The sequence below is a fragment of the Emergencia sp. 1XD21-10 genome, assembly GCF_009936045.1.
Classification (GTDB): Bacteria; Bacillota; Clostridia; order Peptostreptococcales; family Anaerovoracaceae; genus Senimuribacter; species Senimuribacter intestinalis.
In genome coordinates, this window is sequence record NZ_QWEQ01000013.1 from 99272 (window position 1) to 111730 (window position 12459).

At 37.3% G+C, this 12459-nt stretch carries 16 protein-coding genes; 12 read left to right on the forward strand and 4 right to left on the reverse strand.

Translation table 11 applies throughout. The annotated features are described in order from the left end of the window. Positions 1 to 2: 2 nt before the first annotated feature. Positions 3 to 1166 (reverse strand): PucR family transcriptional regulator, encoded by a 1164-nt coding sequence (locus tag D1151_RS09900; RefSeq protein WP_161908792.1) that lies wholly within the window; start codon positions 1164 to 1166, stop codon positions 3 to 5. A 266-nt stretch (positions 1167 to 1432) separates the two neighbouring features. Between D1151_RS09900 and D1151_RS09905 the strand changes: the two genes are divergently transcribed. From D1151_RS09905 to D1151_RS09915, 3 genes are read left to right on the forward strand one after another with little or no spacing between them, the layout of a single operon-like run. After that, a complete protein-coding gene (locus tag D1151_RS09905) occupies positions 1433 to 2371 on the forward strand; it encodes a DUF1177 domain-containing protein (protein WP_160201017.1) in 939 nt (312 codons plus the stop codon). Position 2372: 1 nt separating this feature from the next. Beyond that, on the forward strand, positions 2373 to 3044 hold the full coding sequence (locus D1151_RS09910) for an AroM family protein (RefSeq protein ID WP_161908793.1): 672 nt from the start codon (positions 2373 to 2375) through the stop codon (positions 3042 to 3044). Positions 3045 to 3053: 9 nt separating this feature from the next. Then, positions 3054 to 3998 carry an aminopeptidase gene (locus D1151_RS09915; protein ID WP_161908794.1) on the forward strand — a complete coding sequence of 315 codons (945 nt, stop codon included), beginning with the start codon at positions 3054 to 3056 and terminating at the stop codon, positions 3996 to 3998. A gap of 98 nt (positions 3999 to 4096) precedes the next feature. Here D1151_RS09915 and D1151_RS09920 read toward each other — a convergent pair whose 3' ends face one another. From D1151_RS09920 to D1151_RS09930, 3 genes are read right to left on the reverse strand one after another with little or no spacing between them, the layout of a single operon-like run. Continuing rightward, complete coding sequence (locus tag D1151_RS09920; protein WP_161908795.1) at positions 4097 to 4570, reverse strand: DUF2083 domain-containing protein; 474 nt, start codon at positions 4568 to 4570, stop codon at positions 4097 to 4099. Positions 4571 to 4585: 15 nt separating this feature from the next. Then, on the reverse strand, positions 4586 to 4972 hold the full coding sequence (locus tag D1151_RS09925; protein WP_161908796.1) for a DUF6120 family protein: 387 nt from the start codon (positions 4970 to 4972) through the stop codon (positions 4586 to 4588). After that, complete coding sequence (locus D1151_RS09930) at positions 4959 to 5321, reverse strand: PadR family transcriptional regulator (protein ID WP_161908797.1); 363 nt, start codon at positions 5319 to 5321, stop codon at positions 4959 to 4961. The genes D1151_RS09925 and D1151_RS09930 overlap by 14 nt, the downstream gene beginning before the upstream one ends. A 510-nt stretch (positions 5322 to 5831) precedes the next feature. On the opposite strand from D1151_RS09930, the gene D1151_RS09935 reads away from it, so the two are divergent. From D1151_RS09935 to D1151_RS09970, 9 genes are all read left to right on the forward strand, one after another. Then, positions 5832 to 6341 carry a hypothetical protein gene (locus D1151_RS09935; RefSeq protein ID WP_161908798.1) on the forward strand — a complete coding sequence of 170 codons (510 nt, stop codon included), beginning with the start codon at positions 5832 to 5834 and terminating at the stop codon, positions 6339 to 6341. Between the two features lie 16 nt (positions 6342 to 6357). After that, positions 6358 to 6573 (forward strand): hypothetical protein, encoded by a 216-nt coding sequence (locus tag D1151_RS09940; RefSeq protein ID WP_161908799.1) that lies wholly within the window; start codon positions 6358 to 6360, stop codon positions 6571 to 6573. Positions 6574 to 6878: 305 nt separating this feature from the next. Then, positions 6879 to 7937: a hypothetical protein gene (locus D1151_RS09945; protein ID WP_161908800.1), complete on the forward strand. Its 1059-nt coding sequence runs from the start codon at positions 6879 to 6881 to the stop codon at positions 7935 to 7937. Positions 7938 to 7949: 12 nt separating this feature from the next. Continuing rightward, positions 7950 to 8798 carry a hypothetical protein gene (locus tag D1151_RS09950; RefSeq protein ID WP_161908801.1) on the forward strand — a complete coding sequence of 283 codons (849 nt, stop codon included), beginning with the start codon at positions 7950 to 7952 and terminating at the stop codon, positions 8796 to 8798. Between the two features lie 225 nt (positions 8799 to 9023). Beyond that, entirely contained in the window at positions 9024 to 9602 is a 579-nt protein-coding gene (locus D1151_RS09955) for a hypothetical protein (protein WP_161908802.1), read from the forward strand. A gap of 69 nt (positions 9603 to 9671) precedes the next feature. Continuing rightward, entirely contained in the window at positions 9672 to 9980 is a 309-nt protein-coding gene (locus D1151_RS17350) for an amidase domain-containing protein (RefSeq protein ID WP_161908803.1), read from the forward strand. Then, positions 9880 to 10152: an amidase domain-containing protein gene (locus tag D1151_RS17355; protein ID WP_369122403.1), complete on the forward strand. Its 273-nt coding sequence runs from the start codon at positions 9880 to 9882 to the stop codon at positions 10150 to 10152. The genes D1151_RS17350 and D1151_RS17355 overlap by 101 nt, the downstream gene beginning before the upstream one ends. Positions 10153 to 10169: 17 nt before the next feature. Further along, complete coding sequence (locus D1151_RS09965; protein WP_161908804.1) at positions 10170 to 10607, forward strand: hypothetical protein; 438 nt, start codon at positions 10170 to 10172, stop codon at positions 10605 to 10607. Positions 10608 to 11046: 439 nt separating this feature from the next. Next, complete coding sequence (locus tag D1151_RS09970) at positions 11047 to 12450, forward strand: hypothetical protein (RefSeq protein WP_161908805.1); 1404 nt, start codon at positions 11047 to 11049, stop codon at positions 12448 to 12450. The last annotated feature ends 9 nt before the right edge of the window (positions 12451 to 12459 follow it).

A 12459-nucleotide genomic window follows, 5' to 3' on the forward strand; every position in this document is an offset into this window, starting at 1 on the left:
CGCTATGTCAACGCTTTCATTTTCATAATTTTGTACAGAAAATACAGCGTTTGCGTAAAGTCAAGAGAGCTCCTTCCATACGGAATCAGCTCTCTAATTTTATTTAGGCGGTAGCGTACCGTATTAACATGAATATGCAGCAGTTTTCCCGTTTTTACATGATCAAGGTCACATTCAATAAAGGCTGTCATTGTTTCAATCAAGTTGGAATGGTATTTCTTGTCATGTTCAGCAATGGGCGAATATAACTCATTAAAGTAGTCCTCAAGAAGTGGATTTGAAAGGAGTTTGACGAGCAGTTTTGATAATCCGATATCTCTGAAATACACTGTGCCGTTGATATCGTGTGCGCCGGATAAACTTGCCATAGATGCCTGCACAATCACTTCGTCTAACTGCTTTAGTGGAAGCAGCTCGCTGATTCCTATGACTGCATTGGGCAGCATTCTGCGAATAAACTGGATTTCATCTTCGCAGGACGAAATATTTGCCGCAGTGTGATAGGACCGGATAATCAACATCCCTTTTTTATAGTGGCATCCTAAGGCGAATTTGTTTTCTCTGATTTTATTCAGCAAGTATACTTCGTTGCTGATTGCTGTGATTTTGTTGGAGGAGAGGTCGGTATTGACGCAGTAAAAGGCTCTAATATAGGAATGAAAATTCTTATTGAGCAGAGGAATAATCTCTAGTTTTCTCTCTTCTTTACATTGGGAGGAAACTAGTTCATGGATTAGATTTTCATGAAGTTCAGATTCATGATAGGATAGTTTAAGCTCCATGATGGAAGAAATAATCAGTGCATATGGGGTACTTGAGTCGATAAAAATAATGGGAAGCTTGTGTGTGTTTGCTAATTCATATGCACTTTCTGGAAGCTCGTCCAAGTATTCGTCAATGATAAAAAGGGCGGAAACCTTCATGTCAATAAAATGCCGAATCAGCACATTGATGTATTTCTCGTTGTCCACTCCGTAAGCCATTGACGTCAAATATAGATTCTGCCCGTAATTTACTGGTGTAGACTCTGAATCTGTTTCATCATAATAGTTATCCAGCACATTAACGTACGATACGATGTTAGATAGCCCGTTCTGGCCAGCTTTCAGCTCTGCATTTGCCATGATTGGCAGGTGCAGAACATCTAATACGGTAATATCCTTCATATATGCAACCTTCCTTTTCGTCTTGATTCTGTCATAATTATAACAGAATCTCAAAAAATCGCAAATAGAATTATATGTCCATACAATAATTAATAAAGAATTTTATATGAACATACAATTCTTTTCGATTTTTCTGTTTGCTAAAATGAACATTAATACCGGAATTACACAAACAGGAAGAACGCAGATCGTGTGCTGCAAATTAGAACAATACCGAGTATTGACATTTTAACGACTAACTAAAAACGAATTTCAGGAGGTACATAATGGTATTCAAGCAAATGATTGAGGTATATGATATTCTCGATGATATCCATGCAAATGGTGAGAGAATGGCTAATTATTTTAGATCCATTAAATCGGATGCAGATGTTGAAGTGAAGACAATTTACGGAGATAAAGGAAAGACCGACTTGGTAAAGGTTACGATTCCGGGAACGAATGGACGGATAAAAGGGGGCGACGCCCCTACCCTCGGCTTAATAGGCCGTCTGGGGGGACTAGGTGCTAGACCTGAGAGAATCGGTTTTGTATCTGATGGAGATGGTGCGCTTACGGTGTTGACTGCAGCGGCAAAACTTCTTGATATGCAGAAAAAAGGAGATACACTGGAAGGAGATGTCATTGCGGTTACCCACATCTGCAGCGATGCGCCTACCGAACCCCATGAACCTGTAGACTTTATGGATTCTCCTATCAGCATGAAGCAGTGCAATGATGAAGAGGTTTGTGAAGAAATGGAAGCAATTTTGACTGTCGATACCACAAAGGGAAACAGAGTCATCAATACAATGGGTTTTGCGATTTCTCCAACGGTAAAGGAGGGATATATTCTGCGAACCAGTGAAGATCTGTTGGATTTAATGGAAATGACGACGGGTCGTCTGCCAAAGGTTTTCCCTGTTACGACACAGGATATCACCCCTTATGGAAATGACCTGTATCATTTGAACAGTGTACTGCAGCCTGCTGTTTCCACAAACGCTCCTGTTGTTGGAGTTGCAATTACAACGGAAGTTCCTGTTCCGGGATGCGGAACCGGCGCAACTCACGCAGCAGACGTAGAGATGACTATAAGATTTGTCTTAGAAGCCGCCAAGGCCTATGGAAGAAAACAGTGCAGTTTTTATGACGAAGCCGAATTTAATCATTTAGTAGAACTCTACGGCTCCATGACGCAGCTGCAGACAATGGGAATGAAGTAAGATGAAGAAAATTGGTTTTATCACGATCGGTCAGTCCCCTAGAGATGATATCATGAAAGACATTCTTCCAATAATCGGAGATGATATAGAAATTTTACAGAAAGGGGCTTTGGACAACCTTTCAGAGGAAGAATTGGAGGAAATCGCACCGCTGTCTGGCGACACAGTTCTTGTTTCATCCCTTAGAGATGGGCGGTCTGTTTCCATGGCGGAAGAAAAAATTATCGTGCATCTTCAGCGGTGTATCGATGAATTGGAAGTTTGCGGTGTGAGTGGGATTATGTTCCTATGTACGGGAGATTTCAAAGATCTTCTCACTGCACATGTTCCTCTGATATATCCAAACCGTCTTTTGAGGGCGATTATCCCCGCCATATGTGATAGAAAAAGGCTTGTAGTTCTCGTTCCCGAAGAGGAACAGAAATCTGAGGCTATGGCGCAATGGGAAGGTATCGGCATGGAGACCAGCGTTTTTTCTATCTCGCCGTATACTGCTGCCGAAGAGAATTTCGCGGCGCTGGCTCTTACGTTAAAAGACATTGACTGCGACTGCATTCTGATGGACTGCATGGGATACTCCGCAGAGATGAAGTATATCCTTTGTAGCCGCAGCGGTAAAAATGTATTGCTTCCGCGTACTTTTTCTGCCGCTGTGCTGAAAGAACTGATTTAAGGAGCAAATATGAAATCACTTATAGAAATATCAAAGGACATTTTAACAGGTTGCATGGATTTAAAAAAGGAAGAGACGCTGCTTGTTATCACCGATACGTTAAAATTCGAAATCGGAAAAGCCCTATATCAGGCGGGTCTTGAACTCGGGTGCGAATCTCTTCTCATGTCCATGGAAGCTCGCTCTGTTTCCGGAGAGGAACCTCCTGAGGCTGTAGCAAATGCAATGCTGGGTGCAGATGTTATCATCTGTCCCACAGAAGAGTCTCTAACCCATACGAGTGCAAAAGTAGAGGCCGTCAAAAAAGGCGCCCGTGTAGGTACTATGCCGGGTATTACAGAGGAAATGTTTACACAGGGTGCAATTACCGCTGATTTTAAAGAAGTTGAAAAACGTACGTTGGAATTGACGCAAATGCTCACCGAGGCGAACGAAGCTGTAATTGAAAAGGATGGTTTGGTGATGAGGCTAAATCTGCAGAATAGAGATGGCGTCCCAAGTACTGGCGTATATAGACATCGTGGAAGTAGCGGAAACCTGCCCTCAGGAGAAGCGTATATTGCACCGAAGGAAGACGGGTGTGATGGTGAAACTCTGATTGACGGTTCAATGGTAGGCGTTGGAACGCTTGTCGAGCCCCTTCACGTTACAGTGAAGGACGGTCAGCTTCAGAAAATCACAGGCACAGGTTCTGAAAAACTGGAAATCTTATTTACTAAACCGGAGAACGGCATTGTGGCTGAGCTTGGCATCGGCACAAATGAAAAAGCGCTGCTCTGTGGAAATACACTGGAAGATGAAAAAGTCTATGGAACGGTACATATCGCCTTTGGAACCAATACCTCTTTTGGCGGAAAAAATAAGGCAGACTGCCATATGGATGGCATCATCTTGAAGCCTACGCTGTATTTGGATGGCAAAAAAATCATTGCAGACGGAGAGTTTGTCTATTAAACTTTCAGCTGAGAAATCTGTTCAAAGGAAAACCTCCCGTAGGAAAGGTGTTTAAACGGGAGGTTTTTTAGTATGACATTTTGTAATTCGCTAAATAATTAGTAGAACATACCGGTCGGACCACAGGTTAAAGTGACGGTTTTTGTAATACTTTCTCTTGCTGTACCGTTTTGATAGTGAGTGCCGGTTGCTGTGGCTGTCGCTTTATTTCCAGATTTACCGCCTGTAATATTGGACACTTTCCAGTTTGAGTCTAAAGATGCGGCAGATGGGGTTGCAGAGGTACATCTGGCAGTACCATCTCCATAGGTAAATGTACCGGTAACTCTGACGTACCATACGGATTTGCCTGCTGAATTTTCGTAATATACGGTTTTAGATTTGGTTTCAGTGGTTCTGTCAAAAGGCTGAATGCCCGGTGTAGGCACATTTTCTATTACAGTTACGAAGCGGCTGCCGTCAGGCAGTTCTTCGATATCTACAGAAATTACGTTGCTCTGTGCAAACGCAGGCTGCAATGTAAGTACTAAAATCATGCTAATAATAGCGAGCAATGTGGTGAATTTTTTCATATTTAAGTCCCCTTTCTATTCAATGACAACTCTTTCATGTGTTATGATAGTGTTTTTATATTCTAAATATGATATATAATGGAAAATAATTCTAATTGAACATGTCGCAATTGCGGCAAGAACAATGATGATAATCGCTCTTTTAATCGTTTTTCTCAGAGAAATCTTTTTGCAAAGCTCATGCTGGTCTAAACAGGAAATATAGTTAAAAACAACATCAGCAGGTTCCTCGAATCGCTCCAAAATTTCTTCATAGGTGCAGTTTGGATTGGATTCGATATACTCGTCGACTGATTTTCTAAGGTCGTTAATAAATATTTTCTCCTCTTTAGAATAAATAGGAAGCAGTAATTTTATTTCTTTGAAATACTGTTTGAGTGCTTTAGCCCTAATCTGCTGCATAATACTCCTCCGGCAGTTTTTTACAGGCGAGAATTAAATCTGTACCGATTCTGTTGGTTTCATAGTCTTCCAGTAAATCGGCAAGACGCTTCCTGCCAGCCTCTTCCAAATGATAGTAGACGCGAACACGTCTCTTTCCAATCGGTACCTCTATATCCGTAATAAAGTTGTTATTCTTTAGTTTATAAAGTGTTGGATATAGAGAACTCTCTGTAATAACGACCTTTCCGTCGGAAAGCGTCTCAATCAGCGTTGTCAGCTGATAACCATATAAATCACTTTTTTCCAGCAGGAACAGAACGATTAGCTCCACTGTTCCCATCTTAAAACTACTTCTACCTCTGGCCACTTAGAAGCCTCCTTACAAGTTGTCTTCTTACAATGCAAAGTATATATAAAAACTTCTGTAGTGTCAATCATATTTAAAAAATGTATTATGAAAAACAATATAATAGTTGACAGATTTACAGAAATTTAGTATGATATAGAAAAGTCAGAAAATGAATCAAATCATTTGGCAATTGATTCGTTTCTGTCGGTATTGGGATTTTATCTTTGGAAGGAGTGATGCGTATGAGAGCTGAGGATGAAAATGAGATTTCAAAATGGGGATTTGGGAAAAGAGAAAAGTTAGAGTCGAAAGATTGTTCTTTAGAATAAAAGAGAGCTTTTCAGAAATACGTCGTGAATGCAAGCACAAAACATATTTTAAGAAAAACTCTACAATTATTATAAACAACAATAACGAAAAAAGCAATCATAAAAATAATAAATATTAGATAATATAACTTATATTTAACTATTTATTATAAATTATTTAAGGAGGAAAATTATAAAAGTAACATCATTTAAAAGAATTATGATTGTACTTTGTATAGCAGTAATTGTAAGTTTACTGCCATGTACTTCTTTTGCTGCAGAGAATGTAGGAAATTTACCACAAGGATATGGAAACACTTATTCATATGTTGAACCGCAAGATGGAGGATTTAATGGGTATTATTATACCAAGAAAAATCCAGTAGTAACTTATGAATGGAGTACCGTCAAAAGGATATCTGATGATTTAGAAACAGGTCCTGCGGGTGGTAGTATCACTTCGAATAAAAGTGTAACTTTTACTGCTCAAATTGGATCTAGCGCAAAAGGATTAACCTTTTCCGGTTCAACATCAATTTCGAGTGCTATTGGATACACATTACACGTCGGCGGAAACCGAAAGGCGTATATGGGGTATAAGGTATACTATAGGGTAGAAACAGGCATTAGAGAGAAGCGCTCAATGACAACTAGTAAAGTCGTTAGTACAAATACATACACTGTAAAAACAATTGATCACGGTTCATATTGTCTGGTTAATGTTAATTAAAAAATAGGAGGATATCATGAAAAAGATAATCATCGGAGGATTTCTGACTCTTCTAGGCGGAATATGGCATTCTACTATTGTTATCATTATTAACAATTCGTATGGAGGATTTATTGAAGGTGGGATCATGACTTCAATTACCCAGTCAGGCTGGATGTTCACCTATGTGTGCTCATGGATATTCCTGATTGTGGGAATCGTCTTGATGATTAAAGGATATAAAGATTCATAAGGTTATATATCCTAAAAACCAAAACCAGGGAGAGCAGAGCTGTAATCCCTGGTTTTTGAAAGGAATGCAAAATAAAAGATGATGTTTATGAGAGTGGAAAATGAAAATGAGACTTCAAAATGGGGATTTGGGAAAAGAGAAAAGTTAGAGTTGAAAGATTGTTCTTTAGAATAAAAAAAGAGCTTTTCAAAAGTATGATGTGGTAGTGCCACAAAATATATATTAAGAAAAACTCCAAGTTTATTCTGATTTACAGGGAAGTCAAAGTCAAGCTATAAAGATAACTTAATTGAAAGGAAAAAATTATGAAGAGTCTAAGAAAAGGAATAATATTAGTTATGGCTTTCTTTTTAGTTTTAGGGTCAACAGTTAGTTCATATGCTGCATCAGGAACAGTGCATTATAAGTATGAAAATAACCATGTATTTATGCTTGGTCAAGAAATGAATCCGCCAATTGTTTCAAGTGTGGGAGTAACAATCAATGCAGGAGCAGATTTTTCTTATGGATCAAGTGATACGCAGTCAAGAACATACAATAAAGAAGAATGGTGGTTAATTGCGAAGAGTATTAATGCACCCGAAGTAACAAATGATATAACCTGCAGTATTGGAGCACTAAAAGTATATCCAATAAATGCAAGTGCTAAAACTTGTACTGTCACTTATCATCCAAGTATGTGGAGTGATCCTAATTGGATTTCTACGCAAGCTAACGGAAGTAAAACGTCAGTTAAAATAATGAAATCAGGTGGAAATTCATATGGAACATTCACCTATTCAGTAAGAGTTCCGAAATCTGTAAGCGGGGGAACAAAAAAAACTTTAAAATTTAATAGTTTAGGTACGGCATCAGGGACGGTTACAGTAAATAGTGCCAATAGTGATATAATGGGAAATGAAATGATTACTGTAGTAGATAATGATAAGCTGACAAGATCCGAGATTGAGGAGATGAGTAAATTTATAAAGGCTCATATTGAAAATAAGGACCAACAGAAAATTATCATTCAACAGAATAAAGAATATCAGGCTTTACTAAAATATGCAAAACAGGAAAACTTATCTGTTGGTGATGAGGAAGTTGAACAATACTTAGAAGAGTTATTCGCAATATACCAAAAGGCTGATAATATGGAGGAGATTAAATCAGCATGTAATATGGCCGGAACGACTTATGAAGAACTGATTAAGAATGATTTTGAAGGATACAGAGTTTTATTAACTGAAGAAAAGGTTTACAATGATTTTTTGAAAAAATATAATGTGTCAAGAAATCTATATATAAATACTCTATCTTATGAATCATACCAAACACAGTTAAAAGCAGATTGGGAAAAATTTAAAGAGAATTTAGTAGCTTAAAAGGATACCAAAATGAAAAAGAGCATTATAGTAATATTTTATATGTTATTGACAATTAGCTTAATCTTTTCTTTTGGCTGCGAAAATGATTTTTTAGAAACCGATGAACTGGCTCCCAGTGAGGAGATGAACGCGGCCCATCGCCTGATAGAAGAAAAGTTTAAAACATCTCCGGATAATTTTGCGATAATGTCATATGAGATTAATTCGGCGGAGGAATTCCGTTTTATTGAGATGAAGGATGATATGTATGTGATTCGCGGAGGCTTTCAATGCAGCTATGGCTGGTCGAAAGAGAAGTCGGTTCTAGAGATGGAGGTGGAAGCTGATTATACGCTGAAACGAAGCGTGGAAGGGAATTGGAGCATCGAAGGTATTACGCCTGTCAGAATTGAAAGCGATGCGGAAAAGAAAGGCAAAGGCTGGATTACTTCCGTTGATGAAAGCAGCTTAGTTCCGTTTATTTCCACAAAAGAGGTGGAAGAAGGGAAGATGCAGATTCCAAGTATTGCGCAGAACTTATTAGGGAAGTTGATGGTAGAATTCTCAAATTACGAAAGGGAAAAAGCAACGTTTCTTTTAGCAGTGGCATCCAGTTCGGCCTTAAATCTGGAACAGATTAAAGTGCCGGAAGGGTGGAATGATGTCAAAGCTTGCTGGAAAATTGAAGAGGGCATTAACGGATCGTATTTAGGTTATATTGAAGGATTGGGATATATGTCCCCCATGCTGCAGACGGACTTTGAAAGCCAAAATATGACATTAAACCAGAAACCTCTTTATTTGGTAAAAAAGCAGGACGGATATTATTTGGAGACTTTCGCTGTATTTGAGGGAGGTATAAAAGGGGAGATTTTTTAAGGGATTTTAAGATATGATATGATTCAATAAGGTTCAAAGGATAGACCATTTGATTTTACAAACCCGTCATTTCGCCCAATGTAGACAGAAAAACTGTAAAAAAATCCGAATTTTAACCAGTTATTGAAAAAACGACCACTTATTTCTTTTTTGTTGCAACGAAAGCAAAGTTCTCGTGTAATAAGGAATCAATTAATTATAACACTTTAGCGAAAGGAGAATTTTATGAAAGCAAAGAGAAGAATATGTCTCCTTATGCTTCTTCTCTTGGTTATAGGAATTTGCGCTACATTTACCCTTTTTTCTGGAGAGAAGCCACAAAAGGAACCCCAGCATGTTAATGTAAGTGCAAAAGTAGATTTTTATACTGATACAGATGCCTTAGTCTCAGACTCAGAAATTATTGCAGTATGCGAAAAAATTTCTGAAGATGAACCTGTAGTACAAAAAGATGGAGCAGGAAATATTCTTGCAGTTTATACTCTTTCCACGGTTCGAGTTAAATCTGTGAAAAAAGGTGATGTTTCTATTGGAGACGAATTAATCGTCATGGAAAATCAGGGTTATGACGAAACGTCAAATATTGTTTATCATATTGCCAATTATCAGGCAATGCAGTCTAATCATGAATATTTACTGTTGTTGCGTAGTTCAACTTCTGATTCTTGGTATATTCCATTAGCTGTAAATGCAGGTAAAATACCAATGGATGAGAAGGAAAGTATCTTATCACCGGGAACAGAAGAAAATTTGGAATTGGAAACAAGAGTATTATATGACAATATAAAAGAGGAATTGCTATAGTTAATTATAAAAACAAAGCTTTTAAATGGCGAAGCATTTTGAAATTCAGAAAAAACCTATAAAAGGATGATGCTAATAATTTTAAGGGCGGAAAGTTACAATTCACCCGCATATGAAAGTTATTTAAAAGACTGCACAAACTTTGTTTCACAATGCCTTGTGGCAGGTGGAAAAAACATGGTTAAACCATCCAACTATAAGGATTTGGGATCAATGTATGGAACTACATCTTATTGGTACTCTATGCATTGGACAGAAATTTCACCGTATCACAGGTATGCAGTGTGTAAATGCCGGAGACTTTTTTACATATTGGAAAACTCGAGGAGGGTTGGTTACTACAGGACTTTCCAAATCACAGCTCCAGTCAAAAGCTAAGAAAGGAGACATTGTACAATTAAAAAAAGATGGATCTTGGTACCATTCCATTATCATAACAAGCGGAACAACAGGTAATTGGAATTATTGTGGGCATACTTCAAATAGAAAGGATAAGCCAATTTCAGCTATAACAGAGGCGACGGAATATAGAATTTTAAGATTTGCATAAGTAAAGGAGTACATTTTATGAATCTGGACAAGAAAACTGCAAAACGACTGATTTTGCTTTGTGCCGTAGTCCTTGTGATTGCAATGCTTTGCATTGGAGTTGTGCCCAAAGTAGAACTGAAGTCAGTAGATGGCCATTGGCGTGCAGTATTTTTTTCAGAATATCAGGACTGTGGATGGGAAGGAATGTTGGTTTATGAAGGCAAAGGAGATGTGAGGAATCTTCATGTAGAACTTTTATATAACGGTGAAGAGAAAATAGTTGATATGAAGATATTGGAAGAGTTTCATGGAAAGTTGAAAAATAAAGTGAGATTAGCACTGAGAGTTAATGAAGATGAACCTGTTTTTTGTGAAATGATTGCATTCGCAGACGAACCCAAAGAAATCACAGTTCTAATACAGTGGGAAGAAAACGGGAAGAAATACGAAACTACACTGGAATATTCAAAGTAATACAGCATAAATTTATAACAAATTACATAATATAATTATAATATAAAATATACAAAATATTATATACATTTAATATCCATACAAATAGAAAAGAATTTTATAATTTATGCACAAATCAAGATATAGTACACATAAATTCTCATACAAAGGAGGATCTGTAAGTTTTTATACCGAAATGTAAAGAGTAGTGGTAAGCCAAAAAAATTTCTAGGAGCTTCATAAATTTGAAGTGCCAGTATGGATGGTGAAGTAATCAAGATTTGGCGACTACTGCTATATGGTAGGAAAGGTTATAGGTTTGTACTAAAGTGACCTAGAAGTTCTTAGAAATGAGGATTTCTAGGTTATTCAGATTGTTATTTCAATTCAATTATCGTATAGCTGAATAGCACGTATGTGAGAAGGGCGGCTTATAAGGATTACTAGATGGGAGGTATTTATGAGAAAGCAAAAGATAATCATTATATTTTTATATACAATAACTTTCTTCCTTTATTCCTGCAGTGAACCCGACAATTTGTCCGTAAAAATTTCCGAAACGCCGTCAGATATAGTTGTACAGGGTGCAAATGATTTTGGAACGTTTTCTGCAGGCGAATCAGGAATATTATACATCGAAGATAACCATTTTCTATTTTTTGATTACGAATCAAAGAAGGATTATGTGGTTTGTAGCAGGGCAAACTGCAGGCACAATGATAGTAGTTGCAGTGGTTGGTATGACGGGTATCATGGGGCTTTAGGACTTGCTGAATATGGAGGCAAACTGTATTGTTTTGTCAAGCGGCAGGAAAAAAATTTATATGAATTTATTCAGATGGATTTGGATGGAAATAATCGAAAGGTAATTGCAAAAATTGATTGTGGAGACAGTTTGCCTGGAAACTGGGAGGCAAATCTAGACTTATCATATACATATTATACAAACTATAAGGTAATTACAGTTTTGAACTGGTTATATAATCCAAAAGAAAACTCTGAAGAAATCATTCAGACCCAGCAATGCATTTCCGTGGATTTGCTGTCAGGTGAAATTATTGAAATTATGGAAAGAACAGAAGAACCTGTGCAATGCACTATTGAGGCGGTTTCAAAGGATTACAGTATAATCAAGGTGACAGGGCATGCTGAGCAGCGTTTTACAGAAGATGAATTCTACACTCGGTATGAGCAGGGAGAATTTGCAGATTATGTTCAAATTATGAAGGCAGAGAATCCTTATGAGGCATATTGTGATTGGTATTTTGATGAAGTAACATGTTGGTATAAGTATCTGATTTTTGATATAGATAAAAAAGAAACAGATGTATTGCAAATGGGAGATTTAGAAAAAGTCAAGGATGAAAATGGAAAAACAACAGCCATAAAGCCACCGTTTTATATCATAGGTGTATATAAGAATGATTTGGTGATTGAAAAGCTTGAAGAAGGGGTTATTGAGGATGAAGAGTATCCCGGTATTATTAAAGAACAAGTCTATAGGTGGGATTTGCAGAAGAATACAAAAGAAAAAATTCTTCATATAGATGATGGCTATGTTTTTGATGCCGGAGGATTAGATTGTAGCAGTATTGTTGACCATGATAAACTTCTATTTCTAAGAAGAAAGCCAAACGGAAAGGCCGTCTATTACTATTATTGTTTTGAAACAGAACAGGAAGAACAGATGTATGAGACAGTTCGGAATGTACCATATCGGATTGTAGGGGAAATGAAAAATTGTTTCATCTATTACACGGCAGATGAAACAAAGAAGTCTATGTATATGCTTGATAAAGATGATTATTATAAAGGGAATTTTGAAAAATCTATCCGCATTGAAACAATGGATGAGTATTTCTAGGGAGGATTT

Excerpts from the sequence above, each read along its gene's own strand:
- D1151_RS09900 (WP_161908792.1), bottom strand. The coding sequence starts at position 1,166 with ATGAAGGATATTACCGTATTAGATGTTCTGCACCTGCCAATCATGGCA.
- D1151_RS09905 (WP_160201017.1), top strand. The coding sequence starts at position 1,433 with ATGGTATTCAAGCAAATGATTGAGGTATATGATATTCTCGATGATATC.
- D1151_RS09910 (WP_161908793.1), top strand. The coding sequence starts at position 2,373 with ATGAAGAAAATTGGTTTTATCACGATCGGTCAGTCCCCTAGAGATGAT.
- D1151_RS09915 (WP_161908794.1), top strand. The coding sequence starts at position 3,054 with ATGAAATCACTTATAGAAATATCAAAGGACATTTTAACAGGTTGCATG.
- D1151_RS09920 (WP_161908795.1), bottom strand. The coding sequence starts at position 4,570 with ATGAAAAAATTCACCACATTGCTCGCTATTATTAGCATGATTTTAGTA.
- D1151_RS09925 (WP_161908796.1), bottom strand. The coding sequence starts at position 4,972 with ATGCAGCAGATTAGGGCTAAAGCACTCAAACAGTATTTCAAAGAAATA.
- D1151_RS09935 (WP_161908798.1), top strand. The coding sequence starts at position 5,832 with ATGATTGTACTTTGTATAGCAGTAATTGTAAGTTTACTGCCATGTACT.
- D1151_RS09940 (WP_161908799.1), top strand. The coding sequence starts at position 6,358 with ATGAAAAAGATAATCATCGGAGGATTTCTGACTCTTCTAGGCGGAATA.
- D1151_RS09945 (WP_161908800.1), top strand. The coding sequence starts at position 6,879 with ATGAAGAGTCTAAGAAAAGGAATAATATTAGTTATGGCTTTCTTTTTA.
- D1151_RS09950 (WP_161908801.1), top strand. The coding sequence starts at position 7,950 with ATGAAAAAGAGCATTATAGTAATATTTTATATGTTATTGACAATTAGC.
- D1151_RS09955 (WP_161908802.1), top strand. The coding sequence starts at position 9,024 with ATGAAAGCAAAGAGAAGAATATGTCTCCTTATGCTTCTTCTCTTGGTT.
- D1151_RS17350 (WP_161908803.1), top strand. The coding sequence starts at position 9,672 with ATGCTAATAATTTTAAGGGCGGAAAGTTACAATTCACCCGCATATGAA.
- D1151_RS17355 (WP_369122403.1), top strand. The coding sequence starts at position 9,880 with ATGCAGTGTGTAAATGCCGGAGACTTTTTTACATATTGGAAAACTCGA.
- D1151_RS09965 (WP_161908804.1), top strand. The coding sequence starts at position 10,170 with ATGAATCTGGACAAGAAAACTGCAAAACGACTGATTTTGCTTTGTGCC.
- D1151_RS09970 (WP_161908805.1), top strand. The coding sequence starts at position 11,047 with ATGAGAAAGCAAAAGATAATCATTATATTTTTATATACAATAACTTTC.